This window comes from Weissella soli (genome assembly GCF_001761545.1).
Lineage (GTDB): Bacteria > Bacillota > Bacilli > Lactobacillales > Lactobacillaceae > Weissella > Weissella soli.
Genome location: NZ_CP017326.1, coordinates 250,872 through 271,654 on the forward strand (window position 1 = coordinate 250,872; position 20,783 = coordinate 271,654).

General features: G+C 44.4%; 14 protein-coding genes and 1 rRNA gene. All 15 read left to right on the forward strand.

The window, feature by feature from the left end; translation table 11 throughout:
• Window positions 1–62 precede the first annotated feature (62 nt).
• The 15 genes from WSWS_RS01225 (at window position 63) to WSWS_RS01295 (ending at window position 20,765) form a co-directional block, all read left to right on the forward strand.
• Window positions 63–791: an amino acid ABC transporter ATP-binding protein gene (locus tag WSWS_RS01225; protein ID WP_070230793.1), complete on the forward strand. Its 729-nt coding sequence runs from the start codon at window positions 63–65 to the stop codon at window positions 789–791.
• Window positions 792–839: 48 nt separating this feature from the next.
• The gene (locus WSWS_RS01230; RefSeq protein ID WP_070230794.1) at window positions 840–1,676 is read left to right on the forward strand and encodes a glutamate ABC transporter substrate-binding protein; all 837 of its coding nucleotides are present in this window, start codon (window positions 840–842) and stop codon (window positions 1,674–1,676) included.
• Window positions 1,676–2,320, forward strand: coding sequence for an amino acid ABC transporter permease (locus WSWS_RS01235; protein WP_070229558.1), 645 nt, complete (start codon window positions 1,676–1,678; stop codon window positions 2,318–2,320). The genes WSWS_RS01230 and WSWS_RS01235 overlap by 1 nt, the downstream gene beginning before the upstream one ends.
• A gap of 1 nt (window position 2,321) precedes the next feature.
• On the forward strand, window positions 2,322–2,978 hold the full coding sequence (locus WSWS_RS01240; RefSeq protein WP_070229559.1) for an amino acid ABC transporter permease: 657 nt from the start codon (window positions 2,322–2,324) through the stop codon (window positions 2,976–2,978).
• A gap of 317 nt (window positions 2,979–3,295) precedes the next feature.
• Window positions 3,296–4,936 (forward strand): peptide ABC transporter substrate-binding protein, encoded by a 1,641-nt coding sequence (locus WSWS_RS01245; RefSeq protein ID WP_070229560.1) that lies wholly within the window; start codon window positions 3,296–3,298, stop codon window positions 4,934–4,936.
• Window positions 4,937–5,420: 484 nt separating this feature from the next.
• Window positions 5,421–6,338 (forward strand): ABC transporter permease, encoded by a 918-nt coding sequence (locus WSWS_RS01250; RefSeq protein ID WP_070230795.1) that lies wholly within the window; start codon window positions 5,421–5,423, stop codon window positions 6,336–6,338.
• 16 nt (window positions 6,339–6,354) lie between these two features.
• A complete protein-coding gene (locus WSWS_RS01255; RefSeq protein ID WP_070229561.1) occupies window positions 6,355–7,374 on the forward strand; it encodes an ABC transporter permease in 1,020 nt (339 codons plus the stop codon).
• Window positions 7,375–7,395: 21 nt separating this feature from the next.
• Window positions 7,396–8,499, forward strand: coding sequence for an ABC transporter ATP-binding protein (locus WSWS_RS01260; protein ID WP_070229562.1), 1,104 nt, complete (start codon window positions 7,396–7,398; stop codon window positions 8,497–8,499).
• Window positions 8,499–9,446 carry an ABC transporter ATP-binding protein gene (locus WSWS_RS01265; RefSeq protein WP_070229563.1) on the forward strand — a complete coding sequence of 316 codons (948 nt, stop codon included), beginning with the start codon at window positions 8,499–8,501 and terminating at the stop codon, window positions 9,444–9,446. The genes WSWS_RS01260 and WSWS_RS01265 overlap by 1 nt, the downstream gene beginning before the upstream one ends.
• Before the next feature lie 292 nt (window positions 9,447–9,738).
• Window positions 9,739–10,692, forward strand: a complete 954-nt coding sequence (locus WSWS_RS01270) for a cation:proton antiporter (protein ID WP_237342594.1) — start codon at window positions 9,739–9,741, stop codon at window positions 10,690–10,692.
• A gap of 81 nt (window positions 10,693–10,773) precedes the next feature.
• Window positions 10,774–11,388, forward strand: coding sequence for a DUF805 domain-containing protein (locus WSWS_RS01275; RefSeq protein WP_070229565.1), 615 nt, complete (start codon window positions 10,774–10,776; stop codon window positions 11,386–11,388).
• Between the two features lie 187 nt (window positions 11,389–11,575).
• Window positions 11,576–13,591, forward strand: a complete 2,016-nt coding sequence (locus WSWS_RS01280) for a DHH family phosphoesterase (RefSeq protein WP_237342595.1) — start codon at window positions 11,576–11,578, stop codon at window positions 13,589–13,591.
• A gap of 33 nt (window positions 13,592–13,624) precedes the next feature.
• Entirely contained in the window at window positions 13,625–14,077 is a 453-nt protein-coding gene (gene rplI / locus WSWS_RS01285; RefSeq protein WP_070229566.1) for a 50S ribosomal protein L9, read from the forward strand.
• A gap of 172 nt (window positions 14,078–14,249) precedes the next feature.
• Window positions 14,250–18,677, forward strand: a complete 4,428-nt coding sequence (locus WSWS_RS01290) for a PolC-type DNA polymerase III (protein ID WP_070229567.1) — start codon at window positions 14,250–14,252, stop codon at window positions 18,675–18,677.
• Window positions 18,678–19,188: 511 nt separating this feature from the next.
• Window positions 19,189–20,765, forward strand: a 16S ribosomal RNA gene (locus WSWS_RS01295).
• Window positions 20,766–20,783: the final 18 nt, after the last annotated feature.

Genomic DNA, 20,783 nt, shown 5'->3' on the forward strand with positions numbered 1-20,783 from the left:
TACTTGAATGAGGGTAGTCGTAAATATAAATTTGCACAGAGAAGGAGAATGAATGTATGTCAATGATCGAGTTTAAGAACGTAGAGAAGTACTATGGTGATTTCCACGCGTTGAAGGATATTAACTTGGAAGTCGATGCTGGTGAAACGGTTGTTTTGATTGGGCCTTCTGGTTCAGGAAAGTCAACCTTGATTCGGACAATTAATGGGTTAGAGGCCATTCAAAAGGGTGACTTGATCGTGAATGACCAAGATTTGGCTGATCCAGATACTGATATCAACCGCGTCCGTAAGAATGTTGGGATGGTGTTCCAACACTTTAACTTATATGAAAACAAGACGGTGATTGAAAACATCATGTTGGCACCGCGTTTGGTGTTGAAGCGTGATGAAGCCGAAAATCATAAAATTGCCATGGAACTATTGGAACAAGTTGGCTTAGTGGATAAGGCTGAAATGATGCCATCTACTTTGTCAGGTGGTCAAAAGCAACGTATTGCGATTGCCCGTTCTTTGGCGATGCGTCCCAAGGCATTGTTATTCGATGAACCAACGTCAGCATTGGACCCAGAAATGGTTAACGACGTGTTAAAGATCATGCAAGAAATCGCGCAAAACGATGCGATGACTTTAATGATTGTTACGCACGAAATGGGCTTCGCCAAGCAAGTCGCTGATCGCGTTATTTTCATGGCTGATGGCAAAATTCTGGAAGATTCACCAACGCAAGAATTCTTTGAGAATCCTAAAGAACCACGGGCTAAGCAATTCCTCTCACAAATTATGCACTAATTAATAAGATGATCATTGCAGGTTTGCAGAAGGTAGAGGTAGATGAAAATGAATAAAATGCTAAAAATGAGTGTTGTGGCATTGATGTCAGCAGTGATGGCTGTTGGTCCCATTGCTGGTACAACAGTCAGTGCCGCCACCAAGAAGAACGCTGTCTATAACCGTATTAAAACCACTCATAAAATTACTTGGGGTGTTAAAGCGGACACGCGTCTCATGGGCTTGATGAATATCAAAACGGGTCAGATCGAAGGTTTTGACATTGATATTGCTAAGGCGGTGACCAAGAAAATTGATGCCAAGGCTAAGGCTGAATTTGTCCAAGTGACATCCGGTACCCGAATTCCCCTATTGATTAACGGCAACATTGATGCCATTATCGCAACAATGACCATTACTCCTGAACGAGCGCAGGTCGTGGATTTTTCAAAGTCATACTTTAAAGCTGGTCAATCATTGTTAGTGGTGAAGGGCTCAAAGATTAAGAGTGTTGCTGATACGAATAAGAAGGGTGTGACGGTCATTGGTGTGGCTGGTGCTAATTCAATTGCTAATTTCCAAAAAGTTGCCCCAAAGGCTAAAATTTTGGCTTTGCCAGACTATGCCACTGCTTTGACCGCCTTGAAGGCCGGGCAAGGGGATGCTTTGACGACCGACAATGGTATCTTGTCAGGTATGGCCGCAGAGGATAAGTCGCTTAAGCTGGTTGGGGGCACGTTTACCAATGAGCCTTACGGGATTGCCTTTGCTAAGAACGATCCCAAGTTGGTGAAGGCCTCTAACAAGGCATTGAAGGAAATTAAGGAAGACGGTACATACCGTAAAATCGTTAAGAAGTGGTTCGGTAACGTGCCTGGCATGAATTGGAAGGAGTTGGCTAAATAATGATTAGTTTATTTGCAAATAACAGCCAAGCATTCCTGGAAGGGTTTGGTTGGACTTTACTTTCAAGTGTCATTGCCTTAATTGGTTCATTGATTTTGGGAACGATTTTCGCTCTTTTCCAAGTCATACCAAATAAAGTACTGAACATTATTGGACGAGTTTATGTTGAAATATTGCGTAATATCCCATTATTGGTGATTACCATGTTTTTCTACGTCGTGGTCGCTAAGACATTTAGTTTAGATGGCTTTTCCTCAGGAACGATTGGGTTAACCTTGTATACCTCAGCTTTTATTGCTGAAACCATTCGAGCTGGTATCGAAGCCATCCCTGAGGGTCAATTAGAAGCAGGGCTTTCAAATGGGATGACGTGGGGTCAAACGATGCGTCAAGTGGTGCTACCACAAGCGTTTAAGATGGTCATTCCGCCACTAGGTAACCAATTCATCAATCTGGTTAAGAATTCGTCAGTATTGGCGTTCGTGGCTGGTTTCGATTTGATGTACCAAGCCAATTTGATTTCACAAACGACATTCGATACATTTAATCCATTCATCATTGTGGGCTTGTTCTACTTGGTTATTACGATGCCAATTAGTTACTACATGGCCCACCTTGAAAAGAAGTTAGCGAAGGAGGCCTAAGATGCAAGATTTTATTAATGCTTATTCATGGGTCAATATCCACTTCTTATTGAAGGGGTTTTGGATCACGATTGAAGTGGCGGTTGTTTCCGTTATTTTGAGCTTTATTTTTGGTTCACTGTTGGGAACGGTCCGCTACATGAAGATTCCGTTCCTGTCAAAAATCGTCGGTTTGTTTATCGATATTGTCCGTAACTTACCGCTATTGCTGATTATCTTCTTTACGTACTTTGCGTTGCCAAAGTTGAATATTCACATGGGTATTATGACCAGTGCGATCTTTGGCTTGACGATTTTTGAGTCAGCCATGTTGGCCGAAATTGTGCGAGCAGGTATTGTTGGCGTACCCAAGGGCCAATTAGAGGGTGCTTTGTCAAATGGAATGACTTTCAAACAAGCCCTGTGGCATATCATTTTGCCACAAGCCTATAAGAAAATGATTCCACCGATTGTGTCACAATTTATTTCGTTGATTAAAGACACGTCATTGGCAACCATTATTGTCTTGCCGGAAGTCACGTATCGGGCCCAAATTATTTATGCCCAAAATTCAAAGGCGATTATTCCAATGTTCTTAGCGTTGGCCGTCTTGTACTTTGTTTTGAACTATGCGTTGTCAATTGCAGCACGGATGATCGACCGTCGGATGCGCGCCTAATTGATTATGAGTAAGCCAGTAACTTTATTAAAAGTTACTGGCTTTTTTGATTCGATTTGGCCATTATCTTTGAATAAAAGTTGAATATATCACGTGAAATCGGCGGATAATCGACTTAATTAACGGTTAAAATGCGATGGTGGTGCGATTTAACCTTAAATTAGTTACAAATGAGAATAATTAAATAGAAAGCGTTGACATTATGACATTATGACTGTATATTTATATCATTGTTATTTAAGTTGACGTTAGGGTTCGCTTGATGTTTATTTAAGATACGAGTGGGATACACTCATCATTTAGAAGAGGTATATGGAATGAACAAGATGGTTAAGACATCTGCATTGCTTTCAACAGCAGTGATCTTGGGATCAAGCTTCGCTGTTGTACCAGCATCTGCTGCTACATACAAGACAATCAAGTGGTCAGAATCAGCTGATTTGACTACGATGGATCCTTCAGCTGCAACAGATACGGTTGCTTTTGATGCGTTGCAAGCTACTGGTGAAGGATTGTACCGTAGCGGTAAGAATGGTAAGCCTGCTTTGGCATTGGCTAAGTCTGTTACTAAGTCAGACGATGGTTTGACTTATACTTTCAAGTTGCGTTCAGGTTTGAAGTGGGCGGACGGTTCATCATTGACTGCCCAAGACTTCGTTTACGGCTGGCAACGTACGAACAACCCTAAGACAGCATCACAATACGCATACTTATTCTCAGGAATTAAGAATGCTGATGCTATCCAAGCTGGTAAGGAAACTGATTTGTCAAAGTTGGGCGTTGAAGCCAAGGATGACACAACTCTTGTTGTCACTTTGGAAAAGCAAATGCCACAATTGGCCTCTGTTTTGACAATGGCACCTTTCTACCCACAATCAAAGACGTTCAATGAAAAAGCTGGTAAGAAGTTGGGCACGGCTGCCAAGTATTCATTGTCAAACGGACCTTTCATTTTGAAGGGTTGGAACGGGTCTAACTCAAAGTACTCATTCGTAAAGAATCCTAACTACTGGGATGCCTCAGCAGTGAAGTCAAAGAAGATCACTGTGCAAACGATCAAGGATCAAAACACAGGTTACAACTTGTTCAAGGGTGGTAAGTTGGATTACACGACTTTGTCATCAGACCAAGTGAAGGCTTCAAAGAAGAACAAGAACTACGTTAACTACCCACAAGCTTCATCATTCTACTTGGACTTTGGGCGTAAGCAAGTGTCTGCTTTCAAGAACCTAAAGATTCGCCAAGCCTTCTCATATGCGATTGATCGTCAGACATTTGCTGACAAGATCTTGACTGGTTCTGGAAAGGCAGCTTACTCATTCACTTCAGCTGGATTGGCTAAGGATCCAAACACTGGTAAGGACTTTGCTAAGTCAGCTCGTGTCAAGGGTGCCATCTCATATGACAAGAAGAAGGCTGCTAAGTTGTGGAAGCAAGGGTTGAAGCAAGTTTCAACTGCTGAAGCAAAGCGCGTTAAGAACATCACGATTTTGACTGATGACACTGATGGTGCAAAGAAGTCAGCACAATTCTTACAATCACAATTGCAAAACAACTTGAAGGGCTTGAAGGTCTCAATCAAGACGGTACCATTCAAGCAACGTTTGAGCTTATCACAATCAAAGAAGTTTGACGTGGTTATCTCAGCTTGGGGTGCGGACTACGCTGACCCATCAACGTTCTTGGACTTGTTCAAGTCTGACTCATCATTTAACAATGGTGGTTGGGCAAACGCTGCCTATGACAAGGCAGAAACTAAGGCAACAACTACTGACGCTGGTAATGACAAGGCTCGTTATGCTGACTACAAGGAAGCTGAGCAAATCATTGAGAAGGAAGTCGGTGTTGCACCACTTTACTACCAATCATACCCAACTTTGACTAGCAATAAGGTTAAGGGTGTAATCGCACACTCAGTTGGTGCTAAGTTCGACTGGAAGTACGCTTACAAGAAGTAATTTGGATTCATCAATATTCCTGAAAAGCAGGCTCGCAAGAAAATGCGACCTGTTTTTTTGGTGTTATCATCCTAATGCTTGATGGTTAAACGTAACTAAAGGTCCGAGGTTGGGCACGTAGCACGGCGCGTCTTAAAACCGAACTTTCGCTGGTTATTTAAAGCGTAGCTCCCATGATATTTAATGGTTAGGAATCCATTAATTACTTTAGCTAAGAGTATGGGATAAAATGGCGATTTATATAGTAAGAAACCGAATAATTAGCCAGCTCAATCAAAAAAATGTGGCAAAATTCAACTATTTGATCGGAATAGTTAGTAAAAAAAAGCGATAATAGCGTGAACAGTATAGTTATTCTAGAATATTTGTGATAAAATTAAAAACATTCTAATCATGTGTAGGTGAAGTATCATATACTCTCATCTGCTACTTGATATCCTCACATTATTTGATGGTGGAGAAAAATTTGGAAAGGATCATTGATATGATCAAATATATCTTGAAACGTCTTGCAATCATCGTTGTAACGTTGATCATTATCATCACGGCGACATTCTTTTTGATGAAATTGATGCCAGGCTCACCGCTTGCCAATGCAGAACGTTTGTCAACTTCACAACGTAAACTAATCGAGGCTCAGTATGGTCTGGATCGACCAATGATCGTGCAATACTTGAGCTACCTCTGGAATGCGTTTCATTTCAACTTTGGAGTTTCCTTCCAATATGCTAATCAACAAGTATCAACGTTGATTGCACAACGGATGGGACCTTCAGCGCAACTAGGTGTGCAAGCTTTGATTTTCGGAGTTATCTTTGGAATCGGCCTTGGATCAGCTGCGGCGGTTCGTCGTAACACAAAGACTGACACGGCTTTGTCAATCTTAGCGGTCCTTGGAATTTCAATTCCCTCATTCGTGGTGGCTGCTTTGCTACAATACTATGTTGGGTTGAAGTTAAACTGGTTGCCAATTGCTGGTTGGAAGGGGTTCGCCTCAACTATTTTGCCAACCATCGCCTTGGGCTTGAGCCCATTGGCTATCTCAGCCCGTTTCATTCGCACTGAAATGGTTGATGTTTTGGGGTCTGATTATATCGAATTGGCCCGTGCTAAAGGTTTGTCAAAGAGTGAGGTTATCTTCAAACACGCCTTACGTAATTCATTGATTCCAGTGGTGACGTTGATCGGCCCAATGGCAGTTAACTTGATGACTGGTTCAATCGTTATCGAGCAAATCTTCTCAATTCCTGGAATCGGACAGCAATTCGTTTCTTCAATTTTGACGAATGACTATCAAATTATCATGGGAACCACAATTGTCTACGCCATGATGTTGATGGTAGTGTTGTTGATTACGGACATCTTATATGGATTAATCGATCCACGTATCCGTTTGTCATAGAAAGGGGCCTCGTTAAATGGATAAAGTACAATTAACAGCGGCTGATTTCACATACATTACCGCTGATCGCCACGAAGAAGCAGAACGAATTGCAAAGCCTTCACTGACTTTCGCACAAGATGCTTGGCGTCGACTCAAGAAGAACAAAGGGGCGTTCGTCTCAATGTGGATTATCATCTTCATTGTGGTAGCTGCCTTTGGTTCAATTCCGTTCACCTCAACTAAGGTCGTGTCACATCAAGATGTGACGCTCCAAAATTTGCCACCAAAGATTCCGGCGTTAAGCTTTATCCCTGGTTTGGATGGGACGCAGAAGACGGATGGCGTGACTAGTAATCCTTATAAGGACGGTGACGTTAAACAGTCATTCTACTTTGGAACTGATCAATTTGGTCGGGATATCTTTAAGCGCGTGCTTTATGGTACACGTATCTCACTCGAAGTTGCCTTGATCGCTGCACTGATGGATATTTTCATTGGGGTGACCTATGGTATGGTTTCCGGCTGGCGTGGTGGTCGTATCGATACGATTATGCAACGGATCATCGAAGTGATTTCCTCAATTCCAAACTTGGTGGTCTTTGTGCTGTTGATCTTGATTATGAAGCCCGGTATGTTCTCAATTGCCTTGGGAATTGCCCTGACTTCATGGACAACGATGGCGCGTTTGATTCGAGCCCAAGTTTTGACTGCTAAAGAACAAGATTATATCCTTGCTGCCCGCACGCTAGGGGCGTCAGCTTGGAAGATTGGGTTCCGCCATTTAGTACCGAATGTGAGTTCAACGATCATCATTAATTTGATGTTCACCATTCCATCAGCAATCTTCTTCGAAGCCTTGCTGTCATTCATTGGTTTGGGAATTCCAGTGCCCATGGCATCATTGGGAACATTGATGAACGATGGTCAAAAGGCCTTCCAATTTTACCCATACCAATTGATTATTCCCGCAATCATCTTGTCAATTATCATGATTGCTTTCAACTTGTTGGGTGATGGATTGCGTGATGCCTTCGACCCACGTACTAAAGATTAACTAGAAAGGAGTGTCGGAACTGTGGTAGAAAAAGTTCTTGAGGTCAAAGACCTAAAAATTAATTTCAATACCTATGGCGGTAAGGTGCAAGCCATCCGTGACATTTCTTTTGATTTGTATAAGGGTGAAACATTAGCGATTGTTGGTGAATCAGGTTCTGGTAAGTCGGTCACGACACGTGCCATTATGGGCTTGTTGGCTAACAATTCTGAAATCGAGCAAGGATCAATCACTTTCAAGGGGCAGAACTTGATCGGATTGACAGAACATGAGTGGACGAAGATTCGTGGCTTTGATATTGCGATGATTTTCCAAGATCCAATGACTTCACTTGATCCAACGATGAAGATTGGTCAACAGATTGCGGAACCATTGATTAAGCACCGTGGTCTTTCAAAGAAGCAAGCTTGGGCGAAGGCCCTTGATATGATGAAGTTGGTCGGCATTCCAAACGCGGAAGCCCACATCAAAGATTACCCACACCAGTTTTCTGGTGGTATGCGGCAACGTATTGTGATTGCGATTGCCTTGATTGCCAATCCAACGATCTTGATTGCTGATGAACCAACGACTGCTTTGGACGTAACTATTCAAGCACAGATTTTGCACATCATGAAGAAATTGCAAGCTGAAATTGACACATCCATTATCTTTATTACGCACGACCTGGGTGTTGTGGCGGGTATTGCTAATCGAGTGGCTGTTATGTATGCTGGTCAAATTGTTGAAATTGGGACCACTGACGAAGTCTTTAATTTCCCACAACACCCATACACATGGGGCTTGTTGAATTCAATGCCAACCATTGAGACTGAAAAGGGCGAATTGGAAGCAATTCCTGGTACGCCACCGGACTTGTTGGAGCCACCAAAGGGTGATCCCTTTGCCGCTCGTAATAAGTTTGCCTTGGAAGTTGATGAAAAGATGAAACCACCCTTCTTTAAGTTGTCAGACACACACTTCGCCGCAACTTGGTTGTTGGATGAACGTGCGCCTGAAGTCGAGCCTCCGTTGGAAGTTCGTAAGCGTTGGGCAAAGTATCAAGCAAAGCACCCAGAAGCTGATCGTCGCAAGGCGGTTGCGGTTGAGTTTAACGCAGTGCTAGGATCGGAGGATAACCTCTAATGGCAGAAGCAAAGAAATTAGTACAAATTAAAAACTTGGATATTGTTTTTAATCCGGGGCGTCGCAACGAAACGAAAGCCGTTCAAAATGCATCTTTTGATATTTATGAAGGTGAAACGTTTGGTCTTGTTGGTGAGTCTGGTTCAGGAAAGACGACCATTGGTCGGACAATCATGAAACTTTACGATCCCGTTGCCGGTGAAATCGATTTTGAAGGAACTGATATCACGAAGCTGAAGAAGAAGAGTGATCTCACACACTTCCGCCAAAATGTCCAAATGATTTTTCAAGATCCCCAAGCTTCATTGAATCTACGGATGAAGGTCAAAGATATCATTGCTGAAGGAATTGATGTTAACCACTTGGCTAAGGACGATGCAGATCGGACGGCCCAAGTTGAACGTTTGCTTGACCTCGTTGGGTTAAACAAAGACCATATCAACCGTTATCCGCATGAGTTCTCGGGTGGTCAACGGCAACGTATTGGAATTGCACGTGCTTTGGCCGTGCAACCAAAATTCATCATTGCTGATGAGCCAATCTCTGCCTTGGACGTTTCGATTCAAGCGCAGGTGGTTAACTTGTTGAAGCAACTGCAAAAAGATCAGGGCCTCACGTATTTGTTTATCGCCCACGACTTGTCGATGGTGAAGTACATCTCTGATCGGATTGGCGTGATGCACTGGGGTAAGATGCTTGAAATCGGACCGGCTGAAGAAGTTTATAATCAACCTTTGCATGATTACACACGTTCATTGTTGAGTGCCATTCCGGTACCGGATCCTGAAATTGAATTGGCACGCGTGCCGATCGATTATGATCCAGTCGCTGAATTAAACGGTGCTGAGCGTGACATGGTCGAAATTGTCCCAGGACACTTTGTCTGGGCTTCAAAGGAAGAAATTCCAATGTACCAAGAGCGTGCCGTTGAAATGGGCTTGCTATAAGTATTGCAAAAACAGTTTGGTATTTTCCAAACTGTTTTTTTGTCCGCAATGGCGTTATTGCATCATACAATAACTATTAAATCAATCGATTGATTGGTGATTGGACGGTAATTTGCAAAAGTGCCATCACGGAATAGACGTCTAGTCAGGTTCATGATATAGTTAAAGAACAAAATAATTAAAAACGGTTGGGCGCATGCTTCAAGATTGACTAGGTGGGGAACTAGTCGGTCGTGGAGTGTGCTTTTTTGTTATCAATGGGCCTAGTTCTTTGATAGAGATGGGAGATGTTATGCAAATTATATTTTTACTGTTGATTAGTATTGTCCTTGGTTGGGTGACTAAAAAGTTGGGTTTTGCAACGGTGGTGGGTCAGCTATTGGCTGGTGTGATTATTGGGCCAGCCCTGTTGGGACTCGTACATGAATCACACCTGTTACACCTGTTATCCGAGGCGGGAGTTTGGTTGTTAATGTACAATGCCGGCTTGGAAACTGATGTTGGCGAACTACGGCAGAATTTTAGGGCGGCCAATGCGGTTGCCGTGATGGGGGTGTTGGTGCCATTAATCACGTTTCCGATGGCGGCGCTTTGGCTCGGCTATGGGCTCACCCATGCAATCTTTTGGGGAATTGTCTTTGCGGCAACCTCCATTTCAATCACGATTGCGGTCCTGAGTGAACAAAATAAACTCGGTTCTAAAGTGGGCACAGTGATTCTTGGCGCGGCTGTCTTAGATGATATTATGGCGTTGATCTTAGTGACAGTGTTTTCACTCTTCGTTGGTGGTGGTAGCTTGGGCATCACCTCGTTAATGCCCATTATCATCTTTGGTCTCGGATTGTTAAGTCGGCAATTTGTCTTCTCAGGTCAAGTGCTGCACTATACCGAGCTGATTGGGAATTGGAGTGTCTTCCCATTGTTCTTTGGATCAATTGGCTTAGCGGTGACTTTCGACGGGATTGAAAAGACTTGGCCCATCATCATTGTAATGTCGTTGCTAGCGGTTGCCTCGAAATTTATGGGCGCCGGGTTAGGGGCGAAGCTGGTTAAACTCAATCGGCATGAAAGTCGGGCGATCGGGGCAGGCATGATCTCACGGGGTGAAATGGCTCTGATTATTGCGCAAATTGGTGTGGGTGCCCATATTTTGTCGGCCGGTGTCTTTAGTGAATTTGTATTGGTGATTATGATTGCCACGATTGTTGCCCCCTTACTCATGCGTCCTTTGTTCGCCAAGATATAAGCATTTGTAAAGGGCTATTTTCCAGTGTAGAATAGAGACAAAGCATTGCTTAGGCAATCAGGACGAGAAGGGATCTGCTGTATGGTATCGATGGGCAAAGCATTTAAGTTGTTTTGGAAAAATTATGTAAACTTTACCGGGGCGTCAACCCGCGCTGAATACTGGTGGGTACAATTATGGGGCATCATTGCCGCCGTTGTCTGGGTGGTTGGCTTGATACCTATCATGGCACTGGTCGGTGATACGGAAGTGGCGACGATGGCTAATGCCGACACCGCTGCGAAAATGGTTGCAGCGATGTACAAATTAGTCATGCAGCCAAGTAGCCTCCTGTTAATGTTTTGGATGGTGATTGGTTTAGTGGGTGTCGTATTAGTCTTAATTCCGGGCTTAGCCTTAGAGATTCGACGCTACCGTGATGCTGGGCTGGCGACATGGGCTATCTGGACAGTCTGGGGTTTGAGCTTGATTGGTGGTTGGCTGAGTGACAGTAGTAGTAATAGCCTCATGTGGCATCTGCTGGTTGGCTTTACCGGGTTGTTTGCCTTCATTAGTTTCATGTTGACCTTGATGCCAACTAATTTTTTGGCAAAAGTGCCAGGGATTGGCCATGGCCAGATGATTCAACATACTGATAACCAAGTAAAGCAGCCCAAAAGCTTCACCATTATGAATAATAGTGATGATGAATTGTGAGTGATTAGAACAGACCATTTCCATTTGGGAATGGTCTGTTTTTTTAATTTAATTGGGTAAAATCGCAATGGCACGGTGTTCATGTTATAATAAATACATTAATAAAGAATTTACTAAGAATATAAAGATATTGATACAAGGTGCGCCAATCGCAGTGGTTGGCCTTTTTGTTTGATGGAGGGGTGCTATGTTTAATCACAATATGACATTTGGGACACTTCCAGCGTTCTTCAAGAATCGTCAGCTTGCCGTGATGGCTATTTTTGTCTCATTTATGGCCTTGATCGGGACGATCATTGCCTTTTGGTTGAGTTGGATTGTTGGTGTTTTATGGGTACTGCTGGTTGTCATTGCCATGTTTGTGTTCTTTGATACGTTGCGCCGCATTGGTCGTGATACGGAACATTATATTGCTAGTTTGTCATACCGGATTAATCGCGGTGAACAAGAAGCAGTGATTCAAATGCCTGTCGGGGTATTACTATTTAATGAGAACTATGAAATTGACTGGGTTAACCCTTATTTGCAACAATTTTTAGCCGATACCAATCTAGTTAACAAGCAATTGAGTGTCGCCAATGATGTGTTGGCACGCATTGTTATGGGTTGGAATACTGAGGAACAACAAACACGATTAGCTTGGCTTGGTCGTCAGTTTGAGGTGCAAGTCCAACCAGAACTGCATGCCATCTACTTAATGGATGTGACTGAAACTAGTAAAGTGGTCAAAGCATATGAAGATGGTCAATTAGTCATTGGTATTATTTCATTGGATAACTACGATGAGGTGACCGAACGGATGTCTGATTCAGAAATTTCAGCCTTACGTTCTTATGCGACCAGTGCCATTACGGACTGGATGATGGCACACGATATCTATGTGCGGAGCTTAGCAGCGGATCGTTTTTTGATGATTGGGTATCGGGAAGGTTTGCGCCAAGCTGAAAATGACAAATTTAATTTGTTAAATGAAATTCGGGAAGCCACTTCGGCACAAAATACGCCATTAACCTTAAGTATTGGTATTTCATATCATGAAGACACCATTGAAGCCATTGCCCAAGGCGCCCAAACCCAATTGGATTTGGCGCTCGGTCGTGGTGGCGATCAAGTTGTCGTGAAGGGGTCACAAGCCGACGCCAGGTTTTATGGTGGTAATACTAATCCAATGGCTAAGCGTACCCGTGTTCGGGCACGGGTGATTTCTCAAGCGTTAACTGAATTGATGACGCAAGCGGATAATGTGATGGTGGTTGGCCACCAACGCGCTGATATGGATTCAATTGGTGCTGCCTTGGGTGTCCGGCGGCTGGCACGCATGGTCGGTATGGATGCTTGGGTGGTGACGAATAATGATGTGGCTAAGATGCATGCAGATATGCAGCAGTTGCATCAAGAACTAATGAATGAGCCACGGGATGCCGAAGCCTTGATTAATGAAGAAGCGGCTTTGAATTTGGTAACCCCAAATACCCTGCTTGTATTAGTTGATCATTCAAAACCATCAATTACCGAAAGTCCAGCCCTCTTGGAGCTTTTGCCAGATCGGTTGGTGATTATTGATCATCATCGACGAGGTGAGGAGTTCCCCGAAAATTCATTGTTAACTTACATTGAGTCATATGCATCATCTACGTCGGAACTAGTGACTGAATTATTTGAATATCAGCCACGTAAAGCACAAGGGCTCTCACGGATTGAGGCCACCACTTTGTTGGCCGGTATTCAACTCGATACAAAGTCATTTACATTACGGGCTGGGACGCGAACTTTTGATGCGGCCAGTTATTTGCGCTCTGTGGGTGCTGATGGTAATTTAATTCAGAACTTTATGAAAGACACCATGGCGGATTATCGCGATAAGTCCCATTTGATTGAAATGGTCAAGATGCATGGGGATGCAGCGATTGTCGTTGCTGAAGACGATGTGATTTATGATTCAGTGGTGGTGGCCCAAGCAGCCGATGCGTTGCTACAAATCATTGGGGTGGCCTGTTCGTTTGTCATTGCCCGGCGTGATGCTGAAACCGTGGCGATCTCAGCCCGGTCGACTGGGACCAAAAGTGTCCAAATCATTATGGAACAGATGGGTGGTGGTGGTCACTTGAGCAATGCCGCGACCCAGGTAAAAGATCAAACAACGACTGAAGTGGCTGAAACGTTACGCGAGTTATTGACGGCAAGTCGTGAAGAAGTAGAATAGTAGATAGAGTTTATTAGATCGGAGCAAGAAATTATGAAGGTTATCTTTTTGGAAGATGTTAAAGGCCGTGGTAAAAAGGGTGAAATTAAAGAAGTGCCCGATGGCTATGCCAATAACTTTTTGATTAAGGGTAAGAAAGCTGAAGTTGCTACGAATGCGAATGTGTCAGCCTTACGTGGGCAGAAGAAAGCAGCTGATCGTGAAGCAGCTGAAGAACAAGCCGCGGCCGAAGCTCTGAAGGCCAAGTTAGAAGATGACCAGACAGTAGTTGAATTAAAAGCTAAGGCCGGTGCTGATGGGCGCCTATTTGGTGCCATCTCATCAAAGCAAGTAGTCGAAGCACTCGACAAGCAATATGGCATCAAAGTTGATAAGCGTAAAATGGATATGAAGGAACCAATCCGCGCATTGGGTTACCGGAGTATCTCAGTTAAATTGCACAAAGCGGTTGAAGCAACGATTCGTGTGCACACTGACGAATTATAATGATAAAAAAATCGAGCCAGTGATGGGCTCGATTTTTTTGTGGTTAAGCATGAGCTACCTAAATTTGTTATAATTATTTGTTAACATTAGTGGTGCAACGGTTGGGCAGCGCCTAACTAGTTCAGTGACCCACAGTGTCAGAAGATGATCAAAACCTGAAAGGAAGCGCAGAATGGCATTAAGTGCAAAGGAGCAGTTTCAAGTACTGCTAAAGCAACTAGAGATTGAAGAGCTGCAAACGACTTTAACCGAAACCGCGTTAAGTGAAGTTATCGTCCATGAAACTTCACACATCTGGCAGTTTGTATTTCAGATGCCAGCTCTGCCAAGTGTGCGAGATTTGGCATTGCTTACTCAGCGCCTGCAAATCGCTTTCTCACAGATTGCACAAGTAACCTTTCAATTGGAACTTACTGATCAACCTAATTTATCGCAAATCGTTGACTATTGGGCATGGGTCTTACAACAACATCAAAATGAATCGGGCGCCTTTCGAAATGCCTTTAATCATGTCATGCCAGCGTTGGTTGATACAGAAATTCGGCTGACATTTGATTCAGAAATTTGGGCTAAATATGCGCGTGACAGTGGCTTGCCAATCATTTTGCAGACGTACCAACAGTTGGGGGTCCGGCGACAAATTCCATTTACGATAACCGTTGATGCCGACCTACATGCGCAATCTATGGCACAAATGCGTGAAAAGCGCGCCGCTGAGGATCGTCAATTGGCGGCAAATGCGCAAAACCAAATTCAAGAGCAAGCGAAGGCACGCGAAGATCATGAGCTGAAAACAGCCAAAGCAACCGTTACCGAAAAACAAATGGGTAAACCAATTAATGGCAATGTCGACATTACCCGGATGGCTGACGTGACCATGGAAGAACGATCAGTTGTTTTTGAGGGTTATATTTTTGGTTCTGAAATTAAAGAATTAAAAAATGACATGAAATTGGCGACTTTAAAGATTTCCGATTATTCATCATCCTTCTTACTGAAGAAGTTCATTCGTAATGAAGAAGAATTAACCTTCTTAGAAGGGCTGAAAAAAGGGGCTTGGGTTCGAGCCCGCGGTCCCATCCAAGAAGATAACTTTTCCCATGATTTGACAATGATGGTCCGGGATATCGATCTGGTACAACATGCATCACGTCAGGATACTTATCAAGGACAGGAAAAACGAGTTGATTTGCATACCCATTCAATCATGTCGACCATGGATGCAACTAACTCAATTGGCCAGTACATCAAAACAGCCGCTAGTTGGGGGATGAATGGCCTGGCAATCACAGACACCGCTGGTGCACAGGGCTTCCCCGAGGCGGCAAGCACCGCGCGCGATATCAACAAAGGGCGGCAAGCAGTGGCCAAAAAGAATGCCATTGCTAGTGGGATTTCCGAAGATGATCAGGTCGGTATTCAGGGCTATATCAAGGAACATGTGACGCCATTTAAGATGATTTATGGCGTTGAGGTCAACCTTGTGGAAGATGGCCAGCAGATCGCCTTGAATACGACTGATGTGCAGCTGGATAGTGCCCAGTATGTCGTGTTCGACGTGGAAACCACGGGTCTATCACCTGCGTACGATAAAGTTATCCAATTGTCGGCGGTTAAAATGGAACGTGGGATGGTCATCGATGAGTTTGATGAATATCTTGATCCAGGTGAGCCATTAAGTCATAAAATTATCGAAATCACGCACATTACCGATGATATGTTGGTTGGATCGCGTTCCGAAGCGGAAGTTTTTGCCGATTTCCGTGCCTGGACTGGGGATGCCATCATGGTCGGACACAACGTGATCGATTTTGATGTGCCGATGGTGAATAATGCCTATATTCGCAATGGCATGCCGCCAATCCAAAACGTGGTGATTGACACCCTGAATCTGGCCCATTTTCTGTATCCAGAGATGCGCAGATTCACCTTAGGCACGTTGGCTAAACGGTTAGGAGTGCCTTTGGAGCAGGCGCACAATGCCATTTATGATGCCGCCGCCACGGGTCAGGTTAATTTCAAAATGCTAAATGATGCCAAAGAACGTTACGGCGTTGAACGGGCATCACAGTTAAATGAACATATTACCGAGAATGATTCCTGGCAACATGAACGGCCCAAGCATGCGACTGTGCTGGTCAAAGAGCAACAAGGGGTCAAAAATCTTTATAAGCTGATTTCAGCTTCGAATACGCAATATCTCTTCCGCCAACCACGTGTGCTACGGTCACTCTTGAATCAATATCGGGAGGGATTATTAATTGGAACCGGAGATAGCTCTGGTGAATTCTGGGAAGGGTTGGAGCGTAAGGGCAAGGCTTTTGCTAAGCAAATTGCTACTTATTACGATTATATTGAGATCCAACCACTGGCAGCCTATTCGATTGAGTTACAACGGGAAATGATCCGGGACGAAGGCCGGTTGCGTGAGTTGATTAAACAAGCCATCGCGATCGGGGAGGAGTTAGGTAAGCCAGTTGTTGTGACTGGGGATGCGCACTATCTGAATCCAGAAGATGCGATTTACCGGAAGATTTTGATTAATTCACAAGGTGGCGCTAACATGCTGAACCGGTATGAATTACCCGCGTTGCATTTTAGGACGACGCAAGAATTGTTGGACGAGTTTAGTTTCTTGGGCGCTGACATTGCGCAACAAATTGTCGTGCATAATACCAATGTGGTTGCTGACATGATTGAAAATGTTGAGGCGATTAAGTCAGGGAACTATCCGCCTAATATGCCAACGGCTAATCAAGAAATGCATGATCGTACTTATGAAACGGCTTATAAGATGTATGGTAAGCCCCTGCCACTCCAGATTGAAGCACGTATTGAACGTGAGCTTGATTCTATTATTAATAATGGTTTCTCGGTGATTTACTTGGTGGCGCAACGTTTGGTGGCGAAATCAAACAAAGATGGTTATCTGGTCGGATCACGTGGTTCCGTGGGCTCTTCATTAGCCGCTTTGCTGGCCGGCATTACGGAAGTAAATGCGTTACCGCCACACTATCGTAGTGCAACCGGTGATTATGTTGAGTTTGTTGATCCGCGTGACTATGAGTCTGGGTATGATATCCCAGAAAAGGCGTCGCCAATTGACCATACACGGTTACTCGGTGACGGTCACAATATTCCGTTTGAAACTTTCTTGGGCTTTTTGGGGAACAAGGTGCCTGATATTGATTTGAATTTCTCAGGGGACTATCAGCCATTCGCCCATAATTATATGAAGTCTTTGTTTGGGGAAAATAACGTTTTCCGTGCCGGGACGATTGCGACAGTTGCCGATAAGACGGCCTTTGGTTACGTGAAGGCCTACGAGCGAGATCATGAATTACAATTACGTGGTCCTGAAATTGAACGGTTAGCTCAAGGGGCAACTGGGGTGAAGCGCACTACGGGTCAGCATCCGGCTGGTATTTTGATTGTGCCAGATGATATGGAGATCTTTGACTTTACGCCAATCCAATTTCCGGCAGATGATATTCATGCTACCTGGCGGACCACCCACTTTGATTTCCATTCGATTCACGATAACATTTTGAAGATGGATATTCTGGGCCATGATGATCCGACGATGATTCGTGCCTTACAGGATATGTCCGGTATTGATCCGCAAACCATTCCCATGAATGATCAAGGTGTGATGAGTTTGTTCCGTTCTACTGAAGCCTTGGGTGTCACGCCGGACCAAATTTTCTCAAAAACAGGTACCCTTGGTGTCCCAGAATTTGGGACTAACTTTGTCCGGGGAATGTTGCAAGAGACTAATCCGACGAATTATTCAGAACTGCTGCAAATTTCAGGTTTGTCGCACGGAACGGATGTTTGGCGTGGGAATGCCGATGAATTGATTCAACAAGGCAAGGCGACGATTGCAACAGTTATCGGAACCCGTGACAAGATCATGACCGACTTAATTAACTGGGGGGTTAACCCAGAGTCATCATTCCAAATCATGGAAAAAGTGCGTAAGGGCAAGGGCATCTCTGATGAGTACCAAGCCGAAATGCGAGCTGCGGGTGTTCCTGAATGGTATATCGAATCAGGTTTAAAGATTAAGTACATGTTCCCACGGGCCCACGCGGCAGCGTACGTCTTAATGGCGTTGCGGATTGCTTACTTCAAGGTGTATTTTCCAATGTTATACTATGCGGCGTACTTCTCAGTGCGGGCAAGTAACTTTGACATTGTCGCGATGGCACATGGGTTGAGTACCACTAAGGCTCGTATTCAAGAAATTCATAAAGCTGGGTTAGACGCCTCAGCGAAGGATCGTGACTTAGTAACGGTCTTGGAGTTGGCAAATGAAGCAATGGAACGGGGCTTCAAATTTGGCATGGTCGATTTATATAAATCGGACTCGGAACAGTGGATTATTGATGGCCATACATTGATTGCACCGTTTAACGCAGTGCCTAGTTTGGGTGATAACGTTGCTAAGAAAATCATCGCGGCGCGTGCTGAAGGTGAATTCCTTTCAAAGGAAGATTTAGCTAAGCGCGGGGGCGTCTCGCAAACCCTGATGACGTTCTTTGAGGCTAATGGTGTGTTAGAGGGTATGCCTGATGAAAATCAGTTAGCCTTGTTCTAACTTAACTACAATCAACTATCAATTTTTTAAGAGCTTGCCACAAATGTTGTGGCAAGCTCTTTTTGTCTGGGTGTGTCTGACTAGATCAGCTCTGGGAGAGCTTCCATATATTGGCCTTGTTGCGGTCGTATCGTTGGGTACGACCGGGTTGGGTTACGTTGGTGGCTGCGGTTTACAATGTTCGGAAAAGTTTTCTTAAATAAAGTAGTTGACGAACATTGGTAGGTGCGGTATATTAATTGAGTACCCAGTTTTGTAACGGAAACGCTTACTTGATTGATACAAAACATCAACAAAAGGTGTTGACATTGAGTCAACATGTTGGTAAGATATAAAAGTTGTCAAAAGCAACGAAGTAGGACATTGAAAACTGAATAACGTTTCGATGATCAAATGTGTAGGGTCTTCAAATTTTAGAATTTGAAGCAAAAAACATTTGCGAAGTCAATTCGCTAGTAAATTCGTTTAACATTGGTTAAACACAACAAAGATTGAGTTATACTCAAGCTTTCAAATTGAGAGTTTGATCCTGGCTCAGGATGAACGCTGGCGGCGTGCCTAATACATGCAAGTCGAACGCCTTGTGGTTTTAATGAATAGCGTGCTTGCACAATATGATTTAAAACAATGCAAGGAGTGGCGAACGGGTGAGTAACACGTGGGAAACCTACCTCTTAGCAGGGGATAACATTTGGAAACAGATGCTAATACCGTATAATACTGAAAACCGCATGGTTTTTATTTGAAAGATGGTTCTGCTATCACTAAGAGATGGTCCCGCGGTGCATTAGTTAGATGGTGAGGTAACGGCTCACCATGACGATGATGCATAGCCGAGTTGAGAGACTGATCGGCCACAATGGGACTGAGACACGGCCCATACTCCTACGGGAGGCAGCAGTAGGGAATCTTCCACAATGGGCGCAAGCCTGATGGAGCAACGCCGCGTGTGTGATGAAGGGTTTCGGCTCGTAAAGCACTGTTGTAAGAGAAGAATGTACTTGAGAGTAACTGTTCAAGTAGTGACGGTATCTTACCAGAAAGGGACGGCTAAATACGTGCCAGCAGCCGCGGTAATACGTATGTCCCAAGCGTTATCCGGATTTATTGGGCGTAAAGCGAGCGCAGACGGTTATTTAAGTCTGAAGTGAAAGCCCTCAGCTCAACTGAGGAATTGCTTTGGAAACTGGATGACTTGAGTGCAGTAGAGGAAAGTGGAACTCCATGTGTAGCGGTGAAATGCGTAGATATATGGAAGAACACCAGTGGCGAAGGCGGCTTTCTGGACTGTAACTGACGTTGAGGCTCGAAAGTGTGGGTAGCAAACAGGATTAGATACCCTGGTAGTCCACACCGTAAACGATGAGTGCTAGCTGTTCGAGGGTTTCCGCCCTTGAGTGGCGTAGCTAACGCATTAAGCACTCCGCCTGGGGAGTACGACCGCAAGGTTGAAACTCAAAGGAATTGACGGGGACCCGCACAAGCGGTGGAGCATGTGGTTTAATTCGAAGCAACGCGAAGAACCTTACCAGGTCTTGACATCCTTTGACCACTCCAGAGATGGAGCTTTCCCTTCGGGGACAAAGTGACAGGTGGTGCATGGTTGTCGTCAGCTCGTGTCGTGAGATGTTGGGTTAAGTCCCGCAACGAGCGCAACCCTTATTGTTAGTTGCCAGCATTCAGTTGGGCACTCTAGCGAGACTGCCGGTGACAAACCGGAGGAAGGCGGGGATGACGTCAAATCATCATGCCCCTTATGACCTGGGCTACACACGTGCTACAATGGCATATACAACGAGTCGCCAACCCGCGAGGGTGCGCTAATCTCTTAAAGTATGTCTCAGTTCGGACTGTAGGCTGCAACTCGCCTACACGAAGTCGGAATCGCTAGTAATCGCGGATCAGCACGCCGCGGTGAATACGTTCCCGGGTCTTGTACACACCGCCCGTCACACCATGAGAGTTTGTAACACCCAAAGTCGGTGGGGTAACCTTTATAGGAGCCAGCCGCCTAAGGTGGGACAGATGATTAGGGTGAAGTCGTAACAAGGTAGCCGTAGGAGAACCTGCGGCTGGATCACCTCCTTTCTAAGGAAAATCGGAAAC